Source organism: Vibrio breoganii (genome assembly GCF_024346795.1).
Classification (GTDB): Bacteria; Pseudomonadota; Gammaproteobacteria; order Enterobacterales; family Vibrionaceae; genus Vibrio; species Vibrio breoganii.
Genome location: NZ_AP024865.1, coordinates 944,658 through 970,378, shown reverse-complemented (window position 1 = coordinate 970,378; position 25,721 = coordinate 944,658). Strand labels below are relative to the sequence as shown.

Sequence of the window (25,721 nt, the reverse complement as noted above, 5' to 3'; positions counted from 1 at the left end):
AAATGGTTATATGCGCAATAACAAGCCTTTGATATAACCAAAAGTTAAAATAAGGCTGTTTTTGGCATCCAAGATAACGGTATCGATATGTTGTTGACTCAAGGCCCGCAATTTAACGGCAAACCCTCAAAGCGAATGCATGTAATGGCGAAACCCATTGGTGCTGCGTGCAATATTGATTGCAATTACTGCTATTACCTAAGCAAGCAAGACCTGTTGGACTACAAGAAGGGTTGCTCTCCAGAGATGGGTGAGCACGACCTTGAACAATACATTAAGCAGTATATCGAGGCTCAAAACACGCCGGAGATCATCTTTTCGTGGCAGGGCGGAGAGCCGACGTTATTAGGGCTCCCTTACTTTGAGAAGATTGTCGAGCTGCAGAAAAAGTATCAGCCTGTTGGCGTAAGCATCTCAAACGACCTGCAAACTAATGGCACCTTGCTGAACGCGAAATGGTGTCAGTTTTTAAAAGAGAACAACTTTTTGGTGGGCCTGAGTATTGATGGTCCTGCCATGTATCACGACGCCTATCGAACCAACAAAGCCGGTCGCGGTACCCACAAACAAGTAATGGAAGCGGTGAAACTGCTCCATGAATACCAAGTGAGCTTTACTACGCTGACCTGTATCAATAACCTTACCAGCCGTAACCCTTTAGAGGTTTATCGATTCTTGCGTGATGAAGTAAAGTCGCCGCAAATGCAGTTCATCCCCATTGTTGAACAAAAAACATTCCGCGATACCGCACCTCAAACATGGGAAGATCAGCAACAACCGCGTCAGGGGGACAAGCGTCTGATCCCTGGCTCAAAAAACTCAGTAATGGAGTCTTGGTGCGTATCGGATGAGGCGTGGGGTAACTTTCTGATTGCGGTATTTGATGAGTGGGCGAGTCGTGATGTTGGCAAAGTGTTTGTGCAATATTTTGAAGCCTTTGTTGAGACTTGGATGGGGCGCAGAAACCCATTGTGCACATTAGGTGAGTTTTGCGGTAAGGGCTTGGCGATGGAGCCAACGGGTGACGTATTTGCTTGCGACCATTATGTTTATCCAGAGTATAAAATTGGTAATATTCACGTCGATAAATTGGATGATTTGGCGTTTTCAAGTAAACAGCAGAGCTTTGGGTTTAATAAAACCAAGAGCTTAACAGAGCAATGCAATACATGTGATTATAAGTTTGCCTGCTTTGGTGAGTGTCCAAAGAACCGCTTTATTCGCACCCGATCTGGTGAGCCTGGGCTTAATTACCTTTGTGCTGGCTGGCACAAATTTTATAAGCATGCAGATCGTTCAATTGCACATTTATTGCGCGTAATGGGCTATCCCGTCGCACATGGCAAGTTTAGCGATAAGATCGTAAGAGAGGCCATGTCTCAACCTCAGCCAAGCAATACCTTTGGTGCCAAGTTTTGATGAGTGTAAGAACGAACATCCTTATTGCCGTAATTGCGATGATGGCCTTGCTTGTGTTTGCTCCATCTTCTAGCGCCGCCAATCGAACGGTCGAGCAGTTGTCATATATCGCACAGGACAAAAACAACGAACGCTCTGAGCGTATTAACGCATTAGAGCAGTTGACCAGTTTTCCAAGTCAAAGTGCCCTTATCGCAATCGCTCGCGGCCTTAAGGATAATCATCATGATATTCGTGAGGCTTCCGTTAAAGCGTCAGCGCCGTATCAATTGACTCACCGCTGGCGTTTACTGTCACCCCTGATGGACGATTTAGTCTTAGATGTAAGAATGGCGGTCGCTGAAAATCTTGTGGTCGATTACGCAGAGTTAAATGCGGTTCAAAGGCAGCAATTTGATCCCTTGTTTGATGATTGGGCGTCTACCTTGATTCTTGAGGATACCGAAGCCTCGATGATGGCTTTAGCTCAAGGCTACCTGCATATTTGTGACTATAAGGCGGCAAGGGATGTCTATGGAAAATTGATAGAACGCTCTAAGGGTGGGGTTGATGCGTGGATAGGTATTGCTGAAAGCTATCGTCTTAATAAGCAAGATGATGAGGCGTTAACGGTGCTCAATGATGGGCTAGTTGCTTTCCCTAACGAGCCAAGATTATTGTACGCAAAGTCTCTGACGCTGGTGCGATTAGATGAGCCAAAGCTAGCTGCGAAAAGCATGGATAGTGCAGCAAAGCTTGCCAAAACCAATAGTCAGTATTGGTATGTTAATGGCGTGCTTCAAGAGGCTTATGATCAGACGTTGGCGCTAGATTCATTGAAAAAAGCCTATGAGATCTCAGAGCAGCCAGAGCAGTTGTATGCGATATGTGACTTTAAGATCCGCCATTTGGATAGTAAAGCGGAGGTATGCGTGATGCAGTTGGAAAAAGTCGCACCACCACATGTTGTTGCCAATCTAAGGAGTCGAATTGAGCAACGGGACTTTGTTACGCACTAAGGCTCTTTTTACGTTCTTGCACAGCTTACCAAAGCGCCTAATGTCATCAAAGTTAGGCGCAGTGCCATCGGCGATATAGTGCTCCCAGTAACTAAGCTCTGTATCAACCAGCTCCATGAGTTTTTTAGGGCAGCCCACACAATCAGTCCCGGTACCGCAGACAAAGGTTTCATCTTCATACAGAGGCAGCTCAAGCTTCACTTGCTCAATTATGTTGTGCATTGCAGTAAGGCGGTCAGGTTTGCGAGCGAGCATGGTCAATCTTTATACTAATAAAAGCGCTATCATAATACAAATAGGCTTGTGGTGTAGAGATATTTCAATAAAAAAAGGTCTGCACTTTCTCTTTCAAAGTGCAGACCTTTAAGTTCAATGCGAGTTGTTAATCGAGTTCTGACTAAGCCGCTTCTACTTGCGCTGGGCAATCCTGCTGCTGGGCGCGCTTATCTAATGCGCCGCTAAAGCGAGTGAGAAGCAGTGCCACAATCACGACCACACCGCCAATCCATGGAGTATGCATCAAACCAAGGCTTTCGTGAGCAACAATCATACCGCCACCCCAAGAACCTAACGCGATACCTACGTTAAACGCGGCAATATTAAGTCCTGATGCTACATCAACGGCTTCAGGTGTATGCTTCTCAGCAAGGCTCACTACGTAAACTTGCAGGCCAGGTACGTTACCAAAAGCAAATGCACCCCACACCAAGATAGTCACTACCGCTGCAATTGAGTTGTAAGCCGTAAAGTTAAATATGAACAGTACAACGGCCAAGCCAGAAAAGATCACTGTTAGTGCTTTTATTGGACCCATCTTGTCGGCCATTTTACCGCCCCAGATATTACCAATCGCCACTGATACGCCGTACACCAACATGATGATGCCGATGGCACTTGGGTTAAAGCCTGACACGTCCTGCAAGATAGGTGCTAGGAAGGTAAACGCTGTAAACGTACCGCCGTAACCCAGTGCTGTAATTGCATACACAAGAAGTAGACGGGGCTGAGTTAATACTTTTAACTGCGCAGACAGTTTTGCCGCTGGTGGCTGTTTTAGGTTGTTCGGTACAAGTAGTGCACTACCAATTAACGCAATAAGACCTAAGATTGCCACAATCAAAAACGTTGCCTGCCAACCAAATGTTTGGCCAATATAGGTTCCTAGAGGCACGCCCGTTACTAGGGCCACTGTTAAACCCGTAAACATAATCGCGATAGCACTTGCGGCTTTCTCTTTAGAGACTAAACCCGTTGCGATAGTCGACCCAATAGAGAAGAACACGCCATGAGCAAGACCGGTTAAGATGCGCGCAAGTATTAAGGTGTTATAGCTCGGCGCCTGCCATGCCAAAAGGTTGCCTGCGACAAAAAGGCTCATTACTGCAAGCAGTACTTTTTTACGGTTCCACTTACCAGTAAGGGCAGTAAGCACTGGAGCACCAATCGCCACGCCAAGAGCGTAAAGGCTAACAAGAAGTCCAGCGGAAGGAACTGACACATTAAGGTCAGCAGCCATAGTAGGAATCAAACCTACAATTACAAATTCTGTTGTTCCGATTGCGAACGCACTTAGCGTCAACGCAAGTAATGCTAAAGGCATAATCTTTCTCTCTCTATGCTGATACGGTGTGTATCAATCGATGGAGTGGATTATTCAGTAAAACCGGTTTGTGAAAAATAGTGTCTTTAACAAATGACTTTTGTTGTTTTTGGAAAAATGAAGAAGGGAAAGCTGTCAGCCGCAAGCTTTCAGCTGTCAGAATGGTTCTAGAGCTGCTAGCTGCCAGCTACCAGCTACAAGAGGTTGTTATACCGTCATCCCAGCATGTTGTTAGCTGGGATCTTAGGATGCACAAGCGTTGAGATTGCCGATAAGAGACCTCGGCAATGAGGGTTTTAAAGCTGTCAGCTTTAAGCCTTCAGCCGTCAGAAGTTCATACGCTGTCATCCCAGCATGTTGTTAGCTGGGATCTTAGGATGCACAAGTGGTGAGATTGCCGATAAGAGACTTCGGCAATGACGATCTGAAAGCTGCTAGCTTCAAGCTGCCAGCTACAAGAAGGCTGTCATCCCAGCATGTTGTTAGCTGGGATCTTAGGATGCACAAGTGGTGAGATTGCCGATAAGAGACCTGGACAATGACGATCTTAAAACTGCTAGCTTCAAGCTGCCAGCTACAAGAAGGCCGTCATCCCAGCATGTTGTTAGCTGGGATCTTAGGATGCACAAGCGGTGAGATTGCCGATAAGAGACCTGGACAATGACGATCTTAAAGCTGCTAGCTTCCAGCTGCCAGCTGTCAGAAGGTCGTCATCCCAGCATGTTTTTAGCTGGGATCTTGGGATGCACAAGCGGTGAGATTGCCGATAAGAGACCTGGACAATGACGATCTTAAAGCTGCTAGCTTCCAACTGCCAGCTGTCAGAAGGTCGTCATCCCAGCATGTTTTTAGCTGGGATCTTGGGATGCACAAGCGGTGAGATTGCCGATAAGAGACCTCGGCAATGACGATCTTAAAGCTGACAGCTGACAGCTGACGGCTTGCAGCTAGTAACTCGCAGCTATAATTTCTACGGCTGCTGCTTAGTCGGCGCTAGTGCAATCTCGCGGATACACACATTTTGAGGCTGTTGGAATGCGAAAAGCACAGCGCGAGCTACGTCATCAGCGGCTAGAACGCCACCCATGTCTTCTTTCCATGAGTCGTAGCCATCTTTGATCTCTTGAGAAGAGGTGTGCGATAGAAGCTCGGTTTCTACGGCGCCAGGGGCGATAGTGGTAACGCGAACGTTATCAGCCGCGACTTCTTCACGAACATTCTCAGAGATAGCGTGTACCGCAAACTTAGTGCCGCAGTACGCTGCGTGGTTCGGGAATGTTTTCTTTCCTGCAATTGAGCTGATGTTAATGATGGTGCCGCTGTTGCGAGACTTCATTGGTGCTAGTACAGATTGCATGCCGTTCAGTAGACCCAATACGTTCACATCGAACATACGCTTCCACTCTTGTGCATCTTGAGTGTCGATTTGACCAAGAAGCATTGTACCAGCGTTGTTGACTAAACCATCTACAGGGCCAAATTGTGCTTCAGCTTTTGCAATAGCGGCTTCAAATGAACCTTGGTCGGTTACATCCACTTTTTCACATAGTGTGTTTGGAAGTTTCAGGGCTTCAAGTCTTTCTACGCGACGTGCAAGAAGAAGAAGAGGATGCCCTTCGTCACTTAAACGACGTGCAATCGCTTCACCGATACCTGAACTTGCGCCAGTAACAACAATAAGTTTTTTCATCATTCTTCTCCGAATATGGTTTGCAACACCCTTTGTGTCGATGGAGGCCATTCTAGTGAAGAATCTTTTGTTGATATATATCCCTTTAGGTAAAACACTGTTGCTATACTGCAACAATAGACGTGTAAATCTTTGAGGCAAAAATGTTGAATAACAAAATACCACCACCGTTAGTGATGCTGGCGTGCGGTGGGTTAGGAGGCTACCTAGATGGCTTCACATTTTCATCGGAGCCATTGGCATGGCTGCTAGCCGTCGTTATCTTTGCTACTGGTGTATGGCTGGCTGTGGTTTCCATTGTTTCCTTTAAGCAGGCCAAGACCACCATCAATCCATTGGATCCCTCTCAAACCAGTCAATTGGTGTCTCATGGCATATTTAGATTTAGCCGAAACCCCATGTATGTATCTCTCGCATTGTTCCTAGTGGCTTGGTCCTGCCTGTTGCTATCTGTAGCCACGTTGGCGTTTTGTGGCGTGTTTGTGCTGTACATAACTTGGTTCCAGATCAAACCGGAAGAGAAGGTCTTGAAGGCGAAATTTGGCAAGCAGTATGAAGAGTATTGCCACAAGGTAAGAAGGTGGCTGTAGCCCATGTTGAATAAGGTAAACCTGTCAGAGATCCGCTCCTTTGTATTAATCGCACAGCTTGGCAATTTCACTCGAGCAGCAGAGGCGTTAAAGGTGTCTCGCTCTCACATATCACGCCAGATGACTCAGCTAGAGTCTGATCTAGGGGTGACCTTGCTGGTAAGAACCACTCGCACTCTCAAGCTTACTCAAGCAGGTCAAAAGCTGTTTGAGCAGTGCCAGCTCGCTCTAGGTCACATCGACCAAGCGCTACTGTCGGCAATAGATGATGTTGAAGAGGTGAGGGGGCACATTGCCATCAACTGCGTTGGTGGGGTGTTGGGTGAAGACATCTTAGTGCCTATGATCAACGAGTTCATGTCTCTTTATCCAGATGTGCATGTGAGTCTGGACTTTAGTAGTCATAGGGTTGACTTGATACAAGACGACTTTGATATCGCCTTTCGTATGGGAACGTTGCAAGATGCCAGCTTTGTCGCTCGTAAGCTACTGGATATTGATATGGTCACCTTAGCCAGTCCCCAATACCTTCAGCAACATGACGTTATTTCTCATCCTAAACAACTAGAAAAGCATCGCTGTTTAACTGGGTCTGTGAATCGTTGGAGTTTCGTTCGTGACGGAAACAGTGAAACTTTTGAAGTGAATATTAGCGGTAATTTACAGTGTAAAAATGGTCGCGCTTTGGTGAACGGGGCTTTGCTAGGCAATGGTGTTATTCGTGTGCCTCTACTGTATTGCCAAAAGGAGGTCGAGGACAAAAGATTGCAACAAGTATTTTCCGATTGGCATATACCTAGTGTAGACTTTTCAATGATTTACCATAAAGACAGATTCAGACCTGCACGTTTGGTTAGGCTGATTGAGTTTATTTACCAACAATTTGAATCATTGAGAGCCGAACGTGATGCCCGAAAAGGAAAATAAGTGAATAGCTATCAGATTTTGTATAAAAAGAATGTGGTGTTAGCCGTGAATCTCGGCAATGCCAACGCTTCAGAAGAAATAAAAAGCCTGAACGAACAAGGCTTTAAGATTTTTAGTCGTATCATACAGGCTGTTTCTGAGGATTGAGCTGTTGCTATCTATCGTGCCGAGAATCAATCTACGCATAGTGAGCATGACGTTAGCATCAAGAATGTGTTTCTCTTCAAAACCAACCGATTACGACGTCTTCCTTATCTGGGGTATACGTTCTCAAGCTTTATAGTTGCGGCTTTGAGTATGCTTATGCTCACCCAGCAGGCGAGTAATTCAGATGGCGGCGGTGCACTATTTTTACTGTTCCCGATCCTAATCGCGCTATTTTGGTTCTCCATTGGCTTATCGGTAGCGCGATGGAAAAACTGTGGTCATAAGGACTGGTATTACGCCGTTGCTTTGGTGGTCACTATGCTGATAGACACCTTCTTGATGGGAGTGGCAAGCACAGTATTGTGGCTGTATCTACTGTTTAACCCGCAATCAAAGAATATATAAGATCTAAAAAGGGGCGAGAGCCCCTTCATAATATAAGTTCAACATCCATTTTTAGTGGCAACTTCTAACAGCCTAGGCAAGCAAGGATTTATTCGACTTTAATAGCCTTTCAAGTTGGGGTGTTAAGTTGGTTCTTTTAGACATAGTCAATCGACCTGCCTCGTAGAGTTCAACCAGCACACCATTATTGCAGGTATTGCATTGACCCTCGCAATGCATTTCCTCAAGGAAGGTATCCATTTTGTAAGGGGACAACTTGAACCTTTCTACTTCACTGCCCTTATTGCAGTTATAAATTACCACTTCCATCTTCACTCCTTGAAGAATCACAACTATCTATATTGATTACTATCGCTTATATTTTGGCATGTTTAAATAGAGATAGGTCACACACTAATATTTCTGGAGTGTATGTGTGAATACGATCAATGAATAGCATAAGAAGTGACAAATATTTGCGAGGCAAATCAACTTTAATGTATGACTCATTTGGTCCAAAATAGAACGAAATGAGCCATACACAGCTATTAGAATGTGATCCCTATCTAAATAATACTCTTCTTAACGGTGTCTTCATCACTAGGTAAGTAAATAGAGTCGATACAGCAATTGTGCCAAACCATACCAGTAGGTCTTTCTTCCAGAATTCAAAGCCTAAAAACCCAGCCAAATTAGATAGATAGATAACAAATAGCAGGTGGGAAACATAAATGCCTAGAGTAAGGTTAGCGACTGGTTGCACCCATTTACTCTCTCCTAAACTAGGATTGGCCAACAAGAAAAAGAAAAACCCTAAAGCCCAAATAGGGGTACCAAATAAATAATCATGGATACGAAAATCAACATCCCAACCGAGAAGATAATAAGCCTCAAAAAAGTGAATCAACATGCCTATTATTAATATGAACAGTGCTTTTACTGAGCTAACAGAAATATTTATCCGGCGAATTTCAAATCCTAAAACGATCATTATTAAGCTGAAGAAAGGCCCATTTCTTGTATAAAAAAGAGACGGGATATCTGTTGCATTAAAATAACTACCCGCCAATACGCCGTATATAAATAATATAATGCCAAATGGAAGAAGAAGTCTTTGAAGATTGGCTTTAATTAAAATCGAGACTAGACCAACACCAATGACGAGAGCAGGTAGATACCACAGGTGAACTACGCCTCCCTCAAGAAGAGAGTTGAGTGGTTTTTGCGCTAAATAGTGGCCGTACATAGAGCGTTCGGCCATGTAACCTTCTGTCATTACCGTCATTAAGTTAAAGGGCATCAGTAGATAAATGACGCTCCAAACCAACCAAATTATCGTGAGCGGTTTAATGTAAGAAAGAGCCGTACCAATAGGATCTCGACTGAGCTTAGGCTGAAGCAAATAACCCGTTAACAGAAAAAAGTAAGGTACAGCAAAGCGGCTAGCTTGATTAATAAAATCTCCAAGCCAGGGCGTTTCTTTATATAAGGGATAAGCAACGAAGAGTTGGCTATGTATGGTGATAACAGCCAGTATAGCGATGATGCGACCGAGCTCTAAACTTGGAATGCGTTGGTTCGTAGTGGACATAAACAATATCTCAGGAAGTGACACTGCTTTGTATAACAGACGCTAGAGTTCGTCTATCTGAATAATGAGGCGTTAATCAGAATTATTAGCCTTGTCTCAAATCTCGGCTTTTTAAACGAAGAGTTGTAACAAAAACAAAACAGGCCCGCCGAAGCGAGCCTGTTATCTAATTCAATTGGTATTAAACCATTTGAGATAATTAAGCAGCAGCAAGCTGTGCAGATTTCTCTTCGCTGATAGGGCGAGTCACTAGAGATAGTGCAACACACACACCCATCATTACAGCAGAGATTGTGTACGCTAGAGTATAGCCTTCACCGTGAGTCATTGAGAAACCAACAACTGCCGCGCCGATAGCACCACCGATACCCCATGCAGTGTAAAGAACACCGTAGTTAGTACCGTAGTTCTTAAGACCGTAGAATTCAGCAGTGATAGATGGGAATACCGCTAGTAGCGTACCGTAACCTACCGCTGCAATCGCAGTACCAAGGATCAGCGTTGCTTCTGATTTGAAGGTAGCGAATAGAACCATGTTAACGCCTTGCAGAGCAAATGCGATGAACAATGTGCGTAGGCCACCAATCTTGTCAGATAGGATACCAGCGCCAATACGACCGCCTGAGTTAAACACTGCAAGGATAGATGCTAGGTATACCGCGTTTGGTAGGTTCGCTTGAACACTTGCAATAGTCGTGATGTTACCAATGATCATAAGGCCCGTTGCAGAAGCAAATGCGTACATGATCCATAGAGAGTAGAACTGAGGTGTTTTCAGCATTACTTTCCAAGAGATGTCGTTGCTCTTCTTAACAGCAACTGGTGCTTGACCTGCTTTTACCTTAGGCGCTTCTGGTACGTAATCTGCTGGTGGGTTGTTGATTGTTGCCGCTAGAGGCACAGCAATAACAAGAACACCAACACCTAGGATAAGGAAGCTTTGGTCAATACCGTAGTTAGTGATAAGCGTAGACGTCAGCGGAGCGAGGTAAACCGCAGCGAGACCGAAGCCAGCAGCAATCAAACCGTTTACTAGACCTTTCTTAGATGCGTGGAACCATTTCATCGCAGCAGGAGAAAGACATGCGTAACCGAAGCCGATACCAGCGCCAGCTACCACACCAAATGTCATGCTCAGCATCGCAGGAGTCGTTGCAAAGCTTGAGGCAATCATACCTAGACCCGTTAGCGTAGCACCTAACATAAGGATGTTACGCGGACCCATACGGTCTTGAAGGATACCAGCAACAAGAAGAGCGATAGAGAAAGTAACCGTTGCGATAGCGTATGGTTGAGATGCATCTGCTGCATTCCAGCCTAAATCAGTAACTAGAGCTTTGTTGAATACACTCCATGCGTAAAGAATGCCTAAGCAAAGGTTGATACAGAATCCTGCAATCAGGATGCGCATCGCTTTATCAATCTTTTTCATCGTTTGTTCTCGGTGCCGTGATGGCTAGGTTGATTGTGTTAATTGTCTGAAACGTTAAAAAACTTTTTAGGTTTCTCAAAATTTCTAAGAGCGAGATGCGCGAATTGTACACAAGTTTTTTGTGATTTGAATCTCTTTTTGCGAAAAATGGAAAATAATTTTGCGCTTTTTTACTATTGGTACAAATTGAGAGATGGTTCGCAAAATTTGCGGTGATTTTCGCAGGATAAAACACTGCCTATAGACTGTTTACCCAACGGAATGTGATGTATTCGGCGTCTATGAAAGAAAATTTCGCTTTAGCATTTTTTTAACAATTTAAACATCTAGATCGTTAATATCATCGTAAAACGGTTATATGGTGCTTATTTGATTTAAAACAATGTTAAATTGTTGCGTAGATGTAAAATTGATGTGTATTTCAATGATTTAGGCGAAAAATAGCTCAAAAAAACAGCTTGCAAACGAGTGTTTTTCAGTCAAAATACAGTGAAATCTAAGATTCCAAATTTGAAAGGATGCTTTACTAAGCTTTAGTGAGGTTACACATGAAAATATTTTTACTTCTACTTATCTCTGTTTCCGCGGGCGCAGCATCAGCTGAGCACCTAACTTCTTTCCTTTACGGACTGAGTACAGCATCGCTTGCTGTGGGTGTTTGCTTCTGGTTGGCTTTCCGTTCATCTCGTTGGCCACAACTTGCAGTGTTCCTTCTACTAACAGGCATGCTTTGCAAACTGACTATTACTGTTGTTTCGACCATTGTGGGTGTTAACGCCGGATTGATTACTTCACCGTTGATCTTCTCTCTTTCGTACCTATTCTTTGCGATCGCGACGACTTACGTGTACTTCTACTTCAAAGATAAAAGCACAAATCGCAAGCTAGGCTTAAATCAAGCGTAAACCTTAGTGTTTGGAATCATTACGAAAACCGCTGTCGCGAAAGCACAGCGGTTTTTTTGTGCCTGTTCACTTTTAGCCTCAAAACTTCACTATTCTTATATCAATAACACTAAGTACTTTACTAGCTAGGATGATCAGTTATTTAGTACGATTGGTAGTACATACGCTTAAGTAATAGATGGTGAGGTATCGATCATGTACCGCCTGTACTCTCCGCAGCAAATTAAACAAAGTGAACCTCAAGCAGCAGTTCTCGCCGGAATTACTCTTTATCAACTAATGGAAAGGGCTGGGCACGCCGCTTTTGAACGCTTGCAGTCCATGCTACCTAACGCCGGAAGAGTCTTGGTTTGTTGTGGTTCAGGGAACAACGGTGGTGACGGCTTTGTGGTGGCTCGATTAGCGCTAGAGCTTGGCTATGAAGTAGACGTGTTTCAGCCCTCCTACTGTGAATCCAATACCGCGGATTCAGCGCAAGCAAAACAGCGATGGCTAAGTCATGGCAAAGTGATATCTAGCAACATCGATGAGTTAGAGCACTATGACCTTATAGTTGACGGCCTGCTAGGTACGGGGTTAACCGGTAATGTTCGAGACAATCTTGCTAAGGTGATTAACAGCCTTAACCAATCCAAACGTCCAATTCTCAGTCTTGATATTCCTTCGGGCCTGCATGCTGACACGGGCAAGATCTTAGGTATTGCAGTCAAGGCGACTACTACAGTGACTTTTATAGGGAATAAAAGAGGGCTAGTGACAGGGCAGTCCAGAGATACCGTTGGCGAGCTATATCTAGCGGACCTTGGTGTTGGTTCTGAGTTCTCAAGCTTAGAAACAGAGCTAGCCTGCATCTTTGATAAAGAGCAAGCCCATAAGCGATTACCAAAAAGGAAGCACACTTCTCACAAGGGGCAGTGCGGTCGCACGCTATTAGTGGGTGGCCATCAAGGAACCAGTGGCGCCATTATTATGGCCGCTCAGGCAAGCTGCCACGTCGGGGCTGGATTAATTAGCGTGATGACTCATCAAGATACCATTACTCCATTGCTTACCCGCCAGCCTGAGGTAATGGCCATTGCTATAGATAAAGCGAGCAATGCAGAAATGCTGGTAGATGTGATGAACTCTGCAACCGTTATTGCATTAGGACCAGGGTTAGGCACAGATGATTGGTCTAAGAGGCTGTTTGAACAAGGGATAGCGCAGTTAAAACCTAAGGCCATTGATGCCGATGGGCTGAACCTTCTTGCTCAGAGTGCGTCATCTTATGATTTAAGCGAAACCGTTCTAACCCCTCATCCAGGGGAAGCGGCAAGGCTATTAGAGTGTTCTGTTCAGGATATTGAGCAAGATCGCTATGCAGCAGTTGAGAAGATCCAGTCAAAATATCAGTGTGTGGTGCTGCTTAAGGGGGCAGGTACCTTGATATGCGATGGACAAATGACCTATGTGATCAAAGCGGGAAACTCTGGCATGGCAAGTGGGGGAATGGGCGATGTGTTAACCGGGGTTATTGCTGGATTGCTTTCTCAGGGCTTAAAGCCAATAGATGCGGCGTGCCTAGGAGCCTGGCTACATTCTACTGCGGCGGACAATATCGCTACGCAGTCAGGAAAAATTGGTATGCTGGCCAGCGACCTATTACCTGAGATTCGCTCTCTTATAAATCAATGCTAAATAGAAAGTCCACTGCTTTAATAAGGCTATCGCTTAATAAGAACAGTGGACTCATAGCCTTGGGTTAGTCACCTAGAGACGTAGAGGCGCGTCTGCGATCGGTTGCTCCATAAAGCTGACCATTCTTAACTTCAATCGCATTCAAGCCACTGACGACAGGGATGACATGCACCTGATAACCCATCTCAGTAAACTCAGGAACCAGTATTTCAGCGTAGGTACGCTTTTCTACTAAAAGCCCCGTCGGGTTATAAGGCTTGGTACGATCGATCTTGGTTCCATACTGTATGTTGGGCAGATCGATGGCTGCTTGCGCCGATAGATCCCAATCGATCACTCCTACCACCGTTTTAAGAACATATCCTGGGATCTGCGAGCTTCCTGGACTGCCCACAACCAGTTTGAGGCTACCATTTGGCTCCATCACCATTAATGGCGTTATCGCAGAGCGGGGGCGTTTTCCTGCCATAATCGAATTTTGCACGGCTTTTCCATCAACCTCTGGCACAGAAGAAAAGTTCGCCATCTGAGCATTTAGTAAGACGCCATCTACCATAATCCCTGAGCCCATGCCTGTACCCACAGTACTGGTCATTGCAATGGCATTGCCTTCTGCGTCGACAATGGAGATATGCCCCGTATCTTGGCTTTCAAATCCATCAACATTCGCGAGATTCTTTTGACTGATATCTCCTGGCTTTACTTCGCTTTGCCTCATAGAGCCTTGTTTAGGAATCAGCTTACCGCGCTGCGTTAGATAGTTTTGATCCAGAAGCTTCTCCACGGGAGCATCCACATAGCTAGGGTCTCCTGCATAGGCAATGCGGTCTTCCTTAGCTAACCTCATCGCCTCGGTCATTAGTCTCCATGGCTCGGCTTCGGTGTGATGCATCTCGTTGATCTTATAAGGCTCTAGCATCTCAAGCGTTTGCGCGACTAACACTCCCCCAGAAGCTGGATAGCCAAAAGAGACGATATCGTGACCACGATAAGTGGATTGAACAATATCCCGCTCTACCATTTGGTAGTTATTAAAGTCCTTCATGCTCAGCTTGTGCTGCTCGTCATCAAGCTGTGCATTGACCGTCTCAACAATGTGCTCACCCAGAGGGCCGTTATACATATAGCTATCACCGTGCTTAGCAATGAGCTTAAGGGTGTTGGCTAATTCCGGGTTAGTCATCAAAGTGCCGGTTGGCTTGATGTCATCACCATCCCAATACAGAGCATTGATTTCAGGATCACCTTCCAGACGAGACTGTTCCCGAACCAGAATGTCGTAGGTATAGCTGTTCATGGCATAGCCATTCTCGGCATAGTCGATAGCGGGTTCGAGTAACTCCGCCCACTCCAATTTGCCGTGCTTCTGGTGCGTGGAGTGGAGCAGTTTTAAGGTTCCAGGGATCGCGACGGACCGAGGACCTAAAATGTCATCTCTAGGTATCGCTTTGCCATCTTCATTCAGAAACATATCAGGCGTTGCAGTTGATGGAGCGGTATCGCGTCCGTCATAGGCGATAAAAGAGTCCGTTGCCTTGTCGTAATACAAGGCAAATGTACCACCACCAATCCCAGTCATATCAGGCTCAACAACGGACATAACCATTTGCATTGCAACCATGGCATCAATGGCGTTCCCACCTTGCTTTAAGATTGAATAACCTGTGCTAGTGACATACTGATTGGTGGCGCTGACCATAAATTGGTCACCAGTGGCATCGGGCGCTGTGGGTAGAGGATAAGGGATAGCTAAGGCTGTAGTGGAGAGGGTAGAAAGAAGGAGAAAAATTCGACGCTGCATTAAGACCTCTATAACTAAGAATATTTAGCACTGCTAATAGTAGACCGAGGTATAGCATTCTGCCTGATTAGTTATGTGAAAACAGTGTGAGATCGTTATTTTTTTTCTTTATTTTTCAATGATATAAGTAGGATGAATAATTTTGAATACTATCCATGGTTCTTGGTGATATGTATTAGAGTAATTCAATGCGTAGCTGGTTCGATACGGATATTGGCTACGAACGGCTATAGAGCCCTGACCGAAACAAAGTGACCATATTTTTGATTTATTCACGCCAAAAACGAAATTTTCGCAAAAAAATGCAGTAAAAAGAGTGAGTCAACGAGCGGAAAATACAGGGATTTATACACAGATAGTGAACTGGATCACCAAATATAGACGGTACTAGAGGTGTTCAACTTAGGATGACGAGCATAGAGGGTTTTTAAGTTGTTGATTTATATAATCAAACTGGAATTTGCGAGGCGCAGATTTGCAAGTTTCAAGATAGTAGCACAAAAAAAAACAAAAAATCAGTCTTGCGACAAATTTATCTGGCTCTATAATGCTGAAAACCGGAGCGTCTGCCAACGCCCCGGTTTTTTTGTGTCCGAAGAATGGTCAACGCTTCTGCCAAAGCACGACCTGCATTGTAATTGGCACATCATCTATTGAATCAAGGAAATCCAACAATGCGTATCGAACAAGAACTTAAGTTAGGCTTTAAAGATGTACTATTCCGCCCTAAGCGTTCTACTCTAAAAAGTCGTTCTCAAGTAAATTTAACCCGCGATTTTACATTCAAGCATAGTGGTCGTCAATGGTCTGGTGTTCCTGTAATTGCAGCAAACATGGACTCTGTAGCAAGCTTCGAAATGGCTGCAGCGCTAGCTGAACATGATGTAATGACTGCTGTTCACAAACACTACACTGTTGAGCAGTGGGCAGAGTTCGCAAACACAGCGGACAAGAAAACGCTAAACAACGTATTTGTTTCTACTGGTACTTCTGATGCTGAGTTTGAGAAAACTAAGCAAATCATGGCACTTAGCGATGAGTTCATCTTCATCTGCATCGATATCGCAAACGGTTATTCTGAGCACCTTGTTGAGTATGTACAACGCGTACGTGCTGAATTCCCTGACAAGGTTATCTCTGCAGGCAACGTAGTAACAGGCGACATGGTTGAAGAACTCATCCTAGCTGGCGCTGACATCGTTAAAGTAGGCATCGGCCCTGGTTCTGTATGTACTACTCGCGTTAAGACAGGTGTTGGTTACCCACAACTTTCTGCAATCATCGAATGTGCTGACGCAGCACACGGCCTTGGTGGTCGCATCATCGGTGACGGCGGCTGTGCATGTGCTGGTGACGTTTCTAAAGCATTCGGCGGCGGCGCTGACTTCGTTATGCTTGGCGGCATGCTAGCAGGCCACTCTGAGTCTGGCGGTGAAGTTGTTGAAGAAAACGGCAAGCAATTCATGAAGTTCTACGGCATGTCTTCAGAAAGCGCGATGGCGAAGCACTCTGGTGGCGTTGCTAAATACCGTGCAGCTGAAGGAAAAACCGTACTATTGCCTTACCGTGGTAGCGTTCACAACACCATCTCTGACATCCTTGGCGGCGTGCGCTCAACCTGTACATACGTAGGCGCAGCACAGCTTAAAGAGCTAACCAAGCGTACCACGTTCATCCGAGTACAAGAGCAAGAGAACAACGTGTTCGGTAAAGAGTAAGCCGATAACAGTTCGGAAATATCGAAATGAAAAGAGCCGCTAGAAGCGGCTCTTTTTTTGTCTGAAAATTGTCAAGTGGCGACAAAATGGCGACAGAATTGAAGGGTTAGAGCTAGATATTGGAAAGTGGGTTGAAGACGATAGCATCAGATAAATGATCCGGAGCGAAATGGGCATAACGCATGGTCATTTTGATTTCGGAGTGACCAAGAATATCCTTCAGCACTATAATGTTTCCACCATTCATCATGAAATGGCTTGCGAAGGTGTGTCGCAGTACATGTGTAGCTTGGTTCTTTGGAAGTGCGTTATTGAGTTTGTTTTTCAATATGTAAGATAACGCGTTATAACAGTCCTGATCAAAAAGTAGGCCCGAAGTTGGTTTGTAAATCTCGTTATAGAGCTCTTCTGATATCGGTACGGTTCGGCTTTTTTTACTTTTAGTTATGATGTAAGTGACTAGATATTGTTTATTTGAACCGTTTTTCTTGCTAATGACCTGCAGCTGAGAACCCTTCAAGCTTGTGGCTTCGCTCCAACGCGCGCCTGTAGACAAACACAGTTTTACAATCTTGGAGAGATCTTTGTTTTTATGCTTACTGACAAGAGTGAGCAATAATTCTAGATCATCGTCTGTTAGAAAACCCATTTCAGATTCATTTGTAGGAAAGGGGGCTAAGTCGTTAAGTGGGTTATCAGTCTTCCATTCTCCGATACTAATGAGCTTGTTGATAGCGGCTTTGAATCGGGCATGCTCTGCGTTTATGGTAGATAGGCTAGGAGGAGCTTTTCTCCATTTCTTATCTACAAAACTTATTTCTCCTGAAACTCGTTTTCCTCGAAACTCAGCAAATACTTGCTTGGTAAATGTTTGAACATCAGGATCTCCCATAGAGTTAAGCATTCTTAGAAACTTGCTCTTACAAGCATCACCACTTGCTAGTGTTGAGCCGTGAGCGGAATGCCAGATCTCAATTAGCTCCGATACTTTTCGGGTGTCTGGCTTACCTTCCTCTGGAGACTGAGACTGGTTCATCATTTGATTTTCAAATATGACAGCTTCGCCTTTGGTTCCAAAGCGTTTACGAATACGTTTACCATTGCGTCCTTGAGGGTAGCATTCTACGAGCCAAGGTTTTGATTTGCTTTCAGTCTTACGAATTGCCATAGGGCTTCCTTTTAATAAGTTTATGAAATTAATTGTGAGAGAAACTTGATCGATAAGGATTTTTTAGCGACAAACTCGTTGTTTATGGGAGCTAGAGTTTGCCGCCAAATCCTAAAGTAAATACCTGAATGTACGTTGGTTATCTTAGATACTCGTTACTTTCTTTTGCCGCTAGTTCGAGCATTGCGACCATATTGATCAAAGGTTTTTCGCGAGGTAGCGCCTTTTTCTTGATTATGATGCGGCCTTTGTTTACATAATCTTTGATGGTGTTGACAGGGATTCCCGAAAGCTGAGAGTAAAGCTCGTAGGTGACGAATGGGCCAAAAGTTAAGGGAATGTTTTTGTTCATGAGTAATGTCCTTTTTTAGTTTGAACAATTCAGAGAAAGAATACCGCATGATTGATGTCCCGAAAGCGCAAGTATTCTAGGGAATGAATCTTCGAAATAGATACGATTCACGAGGAGAGTAGTCACCAGTTGTTCAAGTTTGAAAGCTGGTAATGTGTGAGGATATTTGGTCATTCGAGTCCTGATTCGCAGTGCTAGTGAAGTTCGAAGCAATTGAATCATGAAGATTGATTTTGAGAATAACAAAGCTCAAATCTTGAGTCTCAACTCGCAAAAACTTTGGTTTTGGCGTTGATTTGGAGGGAAATGTTGCGAAAAAACATGAACGTCTAGTGGTTATTATTGCCGATTTTTGTGAGCTAGAAGGTCAAAAATTACTCATTTGTCCGACATCGAACTAAGAAACTGCACCTCACTAATTTGTGTGCTTCAAAGAGTACAGTTGCGGATTAAGAGGGTTAAGGTAAGAAGAGTTTGCCTTTTAAAGGCTAATAGAAAATCCTCTTCAGAGGTGGATGATTTTTGAGTATATTTTCGAAATAAACTGGTTTAGCTTCTCCAGTTTTTAGCCTGATAATTGACTCAAACGGAGTTGGAAATAGGGCACCTTGACCGCAGAATCGCTTTTATTATTTCTTTTAGTGATACAACCTCAACCATCAATCCATATGACTCTTCAGTTCAAGCGCTTGATGGTTTGATACGGTGATCTACCGTTTCGTGTGGCCACAAATTCATGAGTAGCAAAAACCTAAACTAGATAGTCGCGGGTTCTGAATGCTCGATAGTTTGTGTCTAAATCAAAATTTTTAATTTAATTTTTGTAGACCAAACCCTTATAAATAAAGGAAACATGAGTTGAATGTACACAGAAAAAGCCTAACTCTTTCTCGCGTTGAAAAACGCTGCCTTACTCTATGTACAAGTCAGGGGGAAGTGCACTACGGGGATCACTCACATCTTACCTATTAGGTAAGGAATCCAAGTACCGACAAGTACTAAGCACTTCTCCTTGGCTTACCTCAGCTACGCACTATTTAAGGAATCTGGACAGTGGAAATCAGAAATGAGCGTTCACTGATTGATAAGTAGGTGTAATTACCCGTTAGGCATAGACCGCAGTATGTAAATAGATTTTATGAGAACTGTCGATTCGCTGTTTCGGCAGTTCTCTTTTTTGCTCGACTTTCGGGAATTGATTTGGATGCTAACGTGTTTGTGAACCCATAAATGACTGTTTAGGAGTACACCATGTTAAGATTTTTTGGATCATTATTCATTGTAGGGCTTATCAATGCTCTACTTACGTTAGGTGTATACAGTGGGTCTAGCCACTCAATTAGCACCTACGAATGTGCTAATGTGCTTTGCCCTAGTGAGGTGGTAGAAACCGACGCAAGCTATTACCTTGGGTGGAAGGAAGGTGAGTGGATAAATCTGTTTTCATCTTCCAAAACTGTGCCTGCGTATGAATTGCAGCTAGAGTTTTTTGGCCACAATGTTTTGCACGATGAATTGCGTTGGTACAACTGGTTATTGCTGTTGTGGTTAGTCTGCATTGGAGTTACTAGCGCCAAGTATTCAATGGCAAGAGATGTACTTGAGGTGCGGCTCAAGCGCACCCAGGACGAGCTCTCTAGAAAGTTGGTGGAGTTAGATGGTCTCAAACGTGTCACCAAGGAATTTTAACTACCCATCTGCTGTTATTGAAGGGTGCTTCTCTCAATGAAGTGCCTTCTTTTTATAGTAAACCCATAATTTGAAATGATTTCTTACATATTGCAGTGGTAAGAAAAAGCCTCTCTTTTCGACTATTAAAATAGTACTTTTTAGCCATCTGCCGTTAATCTGATTTTGTCTAACTACGTCTTCAAATCCTTTGAATTCATGGTGTGCGAAGTAACGCACTGCAAATCTATACCGTATTGCTCTCGGTTCAATATGTTCCCGTTTCACTGTCACAATTGTGTTTGATATTAGTCGCCTATATGAATATTGATGAAAGTGATACCTCAATGCTATTTAGCTGCAATTTACTGTCTACATTCAGAATAGTGATCGCTTTAGTGTAGGTATGTACATGAACTTGTTGAAGAAAATACTCTTAATGCCATTGATATTAGCTGCGCTTCCAGCAAGCGCTGTCACCTTCTCTACGCCTGTAGCAGAAGAGGACTACCAAAACCACGTAGTGCACTTCTTGGCTCTAGGTTCAGAGGGTGTCGCTAAGAAAACTTGTACTGGCATGTTGTTAGGTGGAGATCTTCTGCTAACTGCAGGTCACTGCATTGATGGTGATGAAGCACAATTAGAGATCTTTCAAGGAACTGATCGATGGGCGCCAACCTCCTCTTTCGAGGTGACAGGCTATGCGTATAAATCATACCGGAGCTATCATGCGAATCTAGCGTGGCAGTTTCATGTAAAGCACTTGTTTGAGACATGGATAGAACCGGCCACTCCTGAGGCTTTTGAGGGTGGTGTAGGCGACCGTTATTCGGCTTTATGGTGGCTTGACCGGGTGGACGCTTCAATTGCGTATATCACGGGAATGAGTGATGAAGATAAAGAAAACGGATTTCTTCAGAGTCACAATCAAAATGACTTTGCGATTCTTGTATTGGATTCATCTGTTCCTCATCATTCAGGTCCGATTTTGGCTCCGTTGATTAATATGGGAACGGGCGAACCCAACATTACAGAAAACGATGAGTTCGTGTTCCGTGGTTACGGTTCAGATGATCGTGATACTGGATTGAGCCCTGAAACGCTAAAAGAGGGCACTTTCCGTATGTATCGACCTTACATTCAATCGCAAGCATTAGTAGGTAATGGTTTTCCTGCAAGTGGTGAAGATCGCTTAGCGATGTGTGAACCAGGTGCTACCGAGTGTTATTTCCGAGAGCAGTCATTGATTGACTTGGTCGGGATCGATACCGGTTTGGGTTATCCAGCAAGTTACTTCGGTGACAGCGGCGGTCCAGTAATGCATGGCGACTACTACTTCGGCAGTATGTACGGTGGTGACAAGGTGGCCATCAATGGTAAGTATTTGTCCCTGTTTAGTGACATTACTTATTTGATGGACTGGTTAAGCGGCGTCATTATGAAAGTGGTCTATCCGAGCGACATTGGGGTAACGATTTCTGAGGGTGATGCACTCTCACATGAAATTAAGATTCCACTGCAGAACTTTACTAACGATCCGATTGTTGTTGGAGCGGCTTCAGTACAAGGCAGTGAATTTGAGTTACTGAGTGATTGTCAGGGTCTGTTGGATTCAACAGAAGGCTGCATGATTAAGGTGTTGTTTAATGGTGACCAGAACGCTATAGACAGCGAAGTGTTCTCGACTATTGATTTGGGTCTGTCTGGCGTTGGTTCTTTACCAATGTCAGTACGATTCATCACAGAAGAGAGCGTTGAACCGCCAGAGTATCCCGAGTACCCAGGTATTTCATGTGACGATGATCCGGGGTACCCAGGTTGTTACGATGAGTGTGACATCGATGCGTATGCCCCTGGATGCCCTCCTGTAGAGTGTTCGGTTGACCCATACCAAGAGAAGTGCGTCGACAACTGTGAGGTTTGGCCTGAAAGCAAAGCGTGTACTGAAGACAAAACAACATCACCTGATGCTGATAATACTGGCGGAGATTCAGGGGGGTCAAGCTCTATCCCGTTCTTAATATTGTGTATGGGAGTGTTGCTACGTCGCAGGCTTCATTAGAGGTTTTTCGTTTGCCGATCGGGGGATTTAGAGCGGCTTTTTTACGCCTATATTTTATGTCGACCTATAAAAATGTCTCGTCACTGAGAGGCAGTTCGAATAATTAGCTTATCTATGAATGACAAGCACTCAGTGCTTATTATCAAAACGCCACGAGCGTATCAAAGTCAAAAGACACATAGGGAATTCTTAACGAGTGGACACCTGCTCACCAAAGCACAATGGAGCAACGCGACCAAAATTAGCCTGCACGGCGACCTCGAAAGAGTCGCAACAGTGCAGGTTATGAAGGAAGGTTAGCGAACTTCAGCACTTCGTCTAATTATCGAAAGAAATTAGACGAAGTGCTTGGCTACCCTAAAACCCACTCATACTAAGCAATTCGCAGATGACGATAAGGAAGTATGGGGAAGTAGCAGACAAAATGAGTCGCATTGGTACGGTTATGAGCACAATAGTGGGTCATAACTCTAACGCCACCCAATGCATTTTGTCATATACGAAAAGAACACATAGCAATAACAGATAGTGGATGCAATAAACCTAAAGCAGATGCCAACTGCGCTATTTGTTGACCGAGGATGCAAAAAGCCCTCAGCCCTTAAAGTACAAGGGAGCGGTCATTGAAAACATGAGTATGCAATAAGACCTCAGATTCCACGATGGAAGAGCATGTTTATAAAGCGGCGATATCATTTACCGATACAGAGGTGAGGTTCCTCTGCGCATTAAACGCTATGTTAATAACGATGAGAATATGCCGGTGTGGCAATAGTTGAGTCAAGATCCCTCAGTGCTTGTTTTTGACCAATAAAAACGCACAACAAAGTTTTTCACTAAACCCCCTTGGCCTACTAACTCTCAGTACAGCAACAATGAGAGTTATATCTATGAAACACAATTATTCAGGACATTTACCGAACCCAGTTCGCGATTTTACTAAACCCAACTTTTCATTAGGGTCTAGGGATATAGGAAAGGCTCTAATCAACGCGTCTCTTGAGGAGACTGGAGGTGTCAAAAACAATACTCACACCGCAAGGTGTAGCGCTTGTCGCGACTTTTCCCAATTTATAAAACATGAAACAGATGTTTATACACTCATGAATATTAACCGAGAACACATAGTTCTTTATGGTGAATATTTGAGAGAACAATTTGAAAGTGGTGAGCTATCCGCAAGCAGTGCTCGTGATTACTTAAGCCATATCAACGTCTGTTTGAGTCAGGCTAGAGGTGATGATTCATGTAAGGTTCTAGCAACTAGAGACTTAAATTACCCTCCTAAAAGCGGTATCGCACTGGTAGATAGTTCGACACCAATTCTTGTACATAAACGTATTGTAAATGATTGCTGTCTGCCCGTTGCAGTGACTTTTGAGCTACAAAGAGAGCTTGGCTTGAGGTTTAGGGAAGGAGCATTACTTGATAGTACAACTCTGCTTAAACAAGCAAGACTTGGAGGAGAAGTAGAGGTTAATCGTGGAACGAAAGGAGGACAAGCACGAACTATACCTATTGATAAATCATCACAATTAGAGGCGTTATACAAAGGTCACAAACTTCAGGAAAGTACTGGCCATGATAACGCCATTCCAATCAATATGTCATTGAAGGCATTCCAGTCTTTTGCTTGGCGAGAGGCGAAAATGGTTGATCCTAGTTTTCGTTCGCACGGCGAACGTCAGCACTATGCATGTCGGTTTTATGAGGAAAACCTTGGAGTTGCTCCACCCGTAGTATCCGGTGTTCCTCATGGAGAACAGCATCATCAATATATCACTGAACAATTATCTATCGATTTGAATGAGGCTAAGCGCCGGGACAATGCGGTTCGTCTTGCTCTATCAAAGGTTCTTGGTCACCACAGAGTCGTCGTTACTAATGCCTATGTAGGATAAGGAGGGTCCATGAATAGGCATACATTAAAGCAGGTTCACGCTGCTATGGCTCACTACAAGAAGAAGGGCATTCCGTATCGGCAAAAGCAAATTCAGCGACTCATCTCGATACTAGACGATATATTTCAGCATGAACCCAATGTCGGCGAACAACTGAATCGACTAGGGAGGAAACAAATCGTAGGTTACTGGCGACGAACAGAGGATGAGAGTGAGAAAGTACGGCGAGAGAAATTCGTAATTTTGAAACTCTTTTTTGAAGCTGCAGGGTTGAGTGGGAATGTGCCTGAACCAAAAATTCGACGTCATGCTCTACTAGTGAGAGCTAAGAGAAATTAAGTTTTTGATTATAATAATCGGTTCAGTACCAGCGTAAATATGCGCAATTTCAGAGAGTTAAAATTATATAGTGACCTAGATATAGAAATCTTAGTGAATTAAGAAGTTCTTCACGGTAGAGACCAAAATGATTCTTCGATTATGAAGCACAACACTATATTTTCTTTCATTTCTTTCCCCTACATCGGGTAGGTGTGAGTTGATAATACAACTCGGGAAACGGAGCCATATCTAAAGGGCACAATTTCCCTATTATCCATTTGGTTAGATGTTTTGGATGGAATGAAATGCACTACCGTCAATCAAGGGAAGTCTCATAGGCGGAGGTAAAGGTCAGTAGTTAAATGGTGTAATAAGTCGCTTCACTGTATCTGCTAGGTGAAGAGTCGCGGCAAATGATAATACCTACTGATTGTGTGACTGAGATGGGGGCGTAAGCTTTACACACAGCGCAGGGCAGAACAAAAAGGTAGCGAAATATCTTTTTGGATGTGACCAAACAAGATACTTGAATCTGTGCATAGATTGGCACGTGATTTGGGTAGGGGTTGGCGCAGCCAAAAAGGCTTCTAGGGCCAGTTTGTTTTGGGGTCACGCGAACATGTATTGTTTCTAGAACCTATTTCTTGTTTTCATATTTGCGATGAAAACTCTCCCTCGAAGCACCAGATTCAGGTATGATCTGGTAGTAAGAATGCCAACTACCAAGGAACGTAATGAAACACGAAATATACAAAGAGTTTATGTTTGAAGCTGCTCATAAATTACCAAATGTACCAGAGGGGCATAAGTGTGGCAGATTGCATGGACATTCGTTTTTAGTTAGGCTTTATTTGACTGGTGAGGTTGACTCTAATACGGGGTGGATACTTGATTTTGGTGACGTAAAAGCCGCATTCAAACCAATCTATGATCGACTAGATCATTACTACCTTAATGACATTCCTGGATTGGAAAATCCAACTAGTGAGGTTCTGGCTAAGTGGATCTGGGAACAAACCAAGGTGGTGTTGCCACAATTATCTAAAGTTGAAGTGAAGGAAACCTGTACGGCAGGGTGTATTTACACAGGAGAGTAACATGGAAGTTGAAAAGCTCAGTAACATCGGTCAGAGATTGTTCAACTATGAAATTGGTGAGTTTCTAATTGGTGTTTCTAGCGGAAAAGTGGTGCCAGAAACATGTTCACCGAGTTGGTTAGAACTAAAGCGTAAGGCTCAATCGAATCAACTGTCGGAAAGTGACATTCGAACGATGGTTGAAATGAGTTCTTATGAACCATTGGCACTAGTCTACGAGTTTATGGATGAACTAGAAAAATAAAAAGAAGGCTTAAAGCCTTCTTTTTTTGT

General features: G+C 43.9%; 24 protein-coding genes. 15 read left to right on the top strand and 9 right to left on the bottom strand.

The window, feature by feature from the left end:
* The first annotated feature begins 87 nt into the window (after positions 1-87).
* The gene (locus OCU35_RS17325; protein ID WP_261826074.1) at positions 88-1,419 is read left to right on the top strand and encodes an anaerobic sulfatase maturase; all 1,332 of its coding nucleotides are present in this window, start codon (positions 88-90) and stop codon (positions 1,417-1,419) included.
* The gene (locus tag OCU35_RS17320; protein ID WP_261826073.1) at positions 1,419-2,417 is read left to right on the top strand and encodes a tetratricopeptide repeat protein; all 999 of its coding nucleotides are present in this window, start codon (positions 1,419-1,421) and stop codon (positions 2,415-2,417) included. The genes OCU35_RS17325 and OCU35_RS17320 overlap by 1 nt, the downstream gene beginning before the upstream one ends.
* Here OCU35_RS17320 and OCU35_RS17315 read toward each other — a convergent pair.
* The 3 genes from OCU35_RS17315 to OCU35_RS17305 form a co-directional block, all read right to left on the bottom strand.
* A complete protein-coding gene (locus tag OCU35_RS17315; protein ID WP_261826072.1) occupies positions 2,376-2,672 on the bottom strand; it encodes a hypothetical protein in 297 nt (98 codons plus the stop codon). The two genes, OCU35_RS17320 and OCU35_RS17315, sit on opposite strands and share 42 nt — an antisense overlap.
* Positions 2,673-2,814: 142 nt before the next feature.
* Complete coding sequence (locus tag OCU35_RS17310; protein WP_137010485.1) at positions 2,815-4,017, bottom strand: MFS transporter; 1,203 nt, start codon at positions 4,015-4,017, stop codon at positions 2,815-2,817.
* 970 nt (positions 4,018-4,987) lie between these two features.
* On the bottom strand, positions 4,988-5,707 hold the full coding sequence (locus OCU35_RS17305) for an SDR family oxidoreductase (RefSeq protein WP_065599624.1): 720 nt from the start codon (positions 5,705-5,707) through the stop codon (positions 4,988-4,990).
* 143 nt (positions 5,708-5,850) lie between these two features.
* On the opposite strand from OCU35_RS17305, the gene OCU35_RS17300 reads away from it, so the two are divergent.
* From OCU35_RS17300 to OCU35_RS17285, 4 genes are all read left to right on the top strand, one after another.
* On the top strand, positions 5,851-6,297 hold the full coding sequence (locus tag OCU35_RS17300; RefSeq protein ID WP_261826071.1) for a methyltransferase family protein: 447 nt from the start codon (positions 5,851-5,853) through the stop codon (positions 6,295-6,297).
* Between the two features lie 3 nt (positions 6,298-6,300).
* Positions 6,301-7,224 (top strand): LysR family transcriptional regulator, encoded by a 924-nt coding sequence (locus tag OCU35_RS17295; RefSeq protein WP_261826070.1) that lies wholly within the window; start codon positions 6,301-6,303, stop codon positions 7,222-7,224.
* Positions 7,225-7,371 carry a hypothetical protein gene (locus OCU35_RS17290; protein ID WP_261826069.1) on the top strand — a complete coding sequence of 49 codons (147 nt, stop codon included), beginning with the start codon at positions 7,225-7,227 and terminating at the stop codon, positions 7,369-7,371.
* 66 nt (positions 7,372-7,437) lie between these two features.
* Complete coding sequence (locus tag OCU35_RS17285; protein ID WP_435433568.1) at positions 7,438-7,776, top strand: DUF805 domain-containing protein; 339 nt, start codon at positions 7,438-7,440, stop codon at positions 7,774-7,776.
* A 72-nt stretch (positions 7,777-7,848) separates the two neighbouring features.
* Here OCU35_RS17285 and OCU35_RS17280 read toward each other — a convergent pair whose 3' ends face one another.
* From OCU35_RS17280 to OCU35_RS17270, 3 genes are all read right to left on the bottom strand, one after another.
* Positions 7,849-8,085: a hypothetical protein gene (locus OCU35_RS17280; RefSeq protein ID WP_017027916.1), complete on the bottom strand. Its 237-nt coding sequence runs from the start codon at positions 8,083-8,085 to the stop codon at positions 7,849-7,851.
* 232 nt (positions 8,086-8,317) lie between these two features.
* Entirely contained in the window at positions 8,318-9,346 is a 1,029-nt protein-coding gene (locus OCU35_RS17275; protein ID WP_261826067.1) for an acyltransferase, read from the bottom strand.
* Between the two features lie 199 nt (positions 9,347-9,545).
* Positions 9,546-10,778: an L-lactate MFS transporter gene (locus OCU35_RS17270; RefSeq protein WP_017243463.1), complete on the bottom strand. Its 1,233-nt coding sequence runs from the start codon at positions 10,776-10,778 to the stop codon at positions 9,546-9,548.
* A gap of 548 nt (positions 10,779-11,326) precedes the next feature.
* On the opposite strand from OCU35_RS17270, the gene OCU35_RS17265 reads away from it, so the two are divergent.
* Both OCU35_RS17265 and OCU35_RS17260 read left to right on the top strand, forming a co-directional pair.
* Positions 11,327-11,683: a hypothetical protein gene (locus tag OCU35_RS17265; protein WP_017027913.1), complete on the top strand. Its 357-nt coding sequence runs from the start codon at positions 11,327-11,329 to the stop codon at positions 11,681-11,683.
* 195 nt (positions 11,684-11,878) lie between these two features.
* Positions 11,879-13,360 (top strand): NAD(P)H-hydrate dehydratase, encoded by a 1,482-nt coding sequence (locus OCU35_RS17260; RefSeq protein WP_261826066.1) that lies wholly within the window; start codon positions 11,879-11,881, stop codon positions 13,358-13,360.
* A 64-nt stretch (positions 13,361-13,424) separates the two neighbouring features.
* On the opposite strand, the gene ggt is transcribed toward OCU35_RS17260, so the two are convergent.
* On the bottom strand, positions 13,425-15,161 hold the full coding sequence (gene ggt / locus OCU35_RS17255; protein ID WP_261826065.1) for a gamma-glutamyltransferase: 1,737 nt from the start codon (positions 15,159-15,161) through the stop codon (positions 13,425-13,427).
* Positions 15,162-15,835: 674 nt separating this feature from the next.
* Here ggt and OCU35_RS17250 point away from each other — a divergent pair.
* The gene (locus tag OCU35_RS17250; protein WP_017027910.1) at positions 15,836-16,879 is read left to right on the top strand and encodes a GMP reductase; all 1,044 of its coding nucleotides are present in this window, start codon (positions 15,836-15,838) and stop codon (positions 16,877-16,879) included.
* Positions 16,880-16,991: 112 nt separating this feature from the next.
* On the opposite strand, the gene OCU35_RS17245 is transcribed toward OCU35_RS17250, so the two are convergent.
* Positions 16,992-18,047 (bottom strand): phage integrase, encoded by a 1,056-nt coding sequence (locus OCU35_RS17245; RefSeq protein ID WP_261826064.1) that lies wholly within the window; start codon positions 18,045-18,047, stop codon positions 16,992-16,994.
* A 139-nt stretch (positions 18,048-18,186) separates the two neighbouring features.
* Positions 18,187-18,399: a hypothetical protein gene (locus OCU35_RS17240; protein WP_261826063.1), complete on the bottom strand. Its 213-nt coding sequence runs from the start codon at positions 18,397-18,399 to the stop codon at positions 18,187-18,189.
* Between the two features lie 1,251 nt (positions 18,400-19,650).
* On the opposite strand from OCU35_RS17240, the gene OCU35_RS17235 reads away from it, so the two are divergent.
* The 6 genes from OCU35_RS17235 to OCU35_RS17210 all read left to right on the top strand — a co-directional run bounded on the left by OCU35_RS17235 (position 19,651) and on the right by OCU35_RS17210 (position 25,692).
* Positions 19,651-20,088 carry a hypothetical protein gene (locus tag OCU35_RS17235; protein WP_261826062.1) on the top strand — a complete coding sequence of 146 codons (438 nt, stop codon included), beginning with the start codon at positions 19,651-19,653 and terminating at the stop codon, positions 20,086-20,088.
* A 391-nt stretch (positions 20,089-20,479) separates the two neighbouring features.
* Positions 20,480-22,129 carry a trypsin-like serine protease gene (locus tag OCU35_RS17230; RefSeq protein ID WP_261826061.1) on the top strand — a complete coding sequence of 550 codons (1,650 nt, stop codon included), beginning with the start codon at positions 20,480-20,482 and terminating at the stop codon, positions 22,127-22,129.
* Between the two features lie 890 nt (positions 22,130-23,019).
* Complete coding sequence (locus OCU35_RS17225) at positions 23,020-24,030, top strand: integrase domain-containing protein (RefSeq protein ID WP_261826060.1); 1,011 nt, start codon at positions 23,020-23,022, stop codon at positions 24,028-24,030.
* A gap of 9 nt (positions 24,031-24,039) precedes the next feature.
* Positions 24,040-24,369 carry a hypothetical protein gene (locus OCU35_RS17220; protein WP_261826059.1) on the top strand — a complete coding sequence of 110 codons (330 nt, stop codon included), beginning with the start codon at positions 24,040-24,042 and terminating at the stop codon, positions 24,367-24,369.
* Between the two features lie 716 nt (positions 24,370-25,085).
* A complete protein-coding gene (queD, locus tag OCU35_RS17215) occupies positions 25,086-25,448 on the top strand; it encodes a 6-carboxytetrahydropterin synthase QueD (RefSeq protein ID WP_261826058.1) in 363 nt (120 codons plus the stop codon).
* 1 nt (position 25,449) lies between these two features.
* Entirely contained in the window at positions 25,450-25,692 is a 243-nt protein-coding gene (locus tag OCU35_RS17210) for a hypothetical protein (protein ID WP_261826057.1), read from the top strand.
* Positions 25,693-25,721 lie beyond the last annotated feature (29 nt).

Excerpts from the sequence above, each read along its gene's own strand:
- OCU35_RS17245 (WP_261826064.1), bottom strand. The coding sequence starts at position 18,047 with ATGGCAATTCGTAAGACTGAAAGCAAATCAAAACCTTGGCTCGTAGAA.
- OCU35_RS17275 (WP_261826067.1), bottom strand. The coding sequence starts at position 9,346 with ATGTCCACTACGAACCAACGCATTCCAAGTTTAGAGCTCGGTCGCATC.
- OCU35_RS17260 (WP_261826066.1), top strand. The coding sequence starts at position 11,879 with ATGTACCGCCTGTACTCTCCGCAGCAAATTAAACAAAGTGAACCTCAA.
- OCU35_RS17225 (WP_261826060.1), top strand. The coding sequence starts at position 23,020 with ATGAAACACAATTATTCAGGACATTTACCGAACCCAGTTCGCGATTTT.
- OCU35_RS17325 (WP_261826074.1), top strand. The coding sequence starts at position 88 with ATGTTGTTGACTCAAGGCCCGCAATTTAACGGCAAACCCTCAAAGCGA.
- OCU35_RS17210 (WP_261826057.1), top strand. The coding sequence starts at position 25,450 with ATGGAAGTTGAAAAGCTCAGTAACATCGGTCAGAGATTGTTCAACTAT.
- OCU35_RS17295 (WP_261826070.1), top strand. The coding sequence starts at position 6,301 with ATGTTGAATAAGGTAAACCTGTCAGAGATCCGCTCCTTTGTATTAATC.
- OCU35_RS17220 (WP_261826059.1), top strand. The coding sequence starts at position 24,040 with ATGAATAGGCATACATTAAAGCAGGTTCACGCTGCTATGGCTCACTAC.
- OCU35_RS17235 (WP_261826062.1), top strand. The coding sequence starts at position 19,651 with ATGTTAAGATTTTTTGGATCATTATTCATTGTAGGGCTTATCAATGCT.
- OCU35_RS17310 (WP_137010485.1), bottom strand. The coding sequence starts at position 4,017 with ATGCCTTTAGCATTACTTGCGTTGACGCTAAGTGCGTTCGCAATCGGA.
- OCU35_RS17265 (WP_017027913.1), top strand. The coding sequence starts at position 11,327 with ATGAAAATATTTTTACTTCTACTTATCTCTGTTTCCGCGGGCGCAGCA.
- OCU35_RS17300 (WP_261826071.1), top strand. The coding sequence starts at position 5,851 with ATGTTGAATAACAAAATACCACCACCGTTAGTGATGCTGGCGTGCGGT.
- OCU35_RS17270 (WP_017243463.1), bottom strand. The coding sequence starts at position 10,778 with ATGAAAAAGATTGATAAAGCGATGCGCATCCTGATTGCAGGATTCTGT.
- queD (WP_261826058.1), top strand. The coding sequence starts at position 25,086 with ATGAAACACGAAATATACAAAGAGTTTATGTTTGAAGCTGCTCATAAA.
- OCU35_RS17320 (WP_261826073.1), top strand. The coding sequence starts at position 1,419 with ATGAGTGTAAGAACGAACATCCTTATTGCCGTAATTGCGATGATGGCC.
- OCU35_RS17315 (WP_261826072.1), bottom strand. The coding sequence starts at position 2,672 with ATGCTCGCTCGCAAACCTGACCGCCTTACTGCAATGCACAACATAATT.
- OCU35_RS17305 (WP_065599624.1), bottom strand. The coding sequence starts at position 5,707 with ATGAAAAAACTTATTGTTGTTACTGGCGCAAGTTCAGGTATCGGTGAA.
- OCU35_RS17250 (WP_017027910.1), top strand. The coding sequence starts at position 15,836 with ATGCGTATCGAACAAGAACTTAAGTTAGGCTTTAAAGATGTACTATTC.
- OCU35_RS17230 (WP_261826061.1), top strand. The coding sequence starts at position 20,480 with ATGAACTTGTTGAAGAAAATACTCTTAATGCCATTGATATTAGCTGCG.
- ggt (WP_261826065.1), bottom strand. The coding sequence starts at position 15,161 with ATGCAGCGTCGAATTTTTCTCCTTCTTTCTACCCTCTCCACTACAGCC.
- OCU35_RS17280 (WP_017027916.1), bottom strand. The coding sequence starts at position 8,085 with ATGGAAGTGGTAATTTATAACTGCAATAAGGGCAGTGAAGTAGAAAGG.
- OCU35_RS17240 (WP_261826063.1), bottom strand. The coding sequence starts at position 18,399 with ATGAACAAAAACATTCCCTTAACTTTTGGCCCATTCGTCACCTACGAG.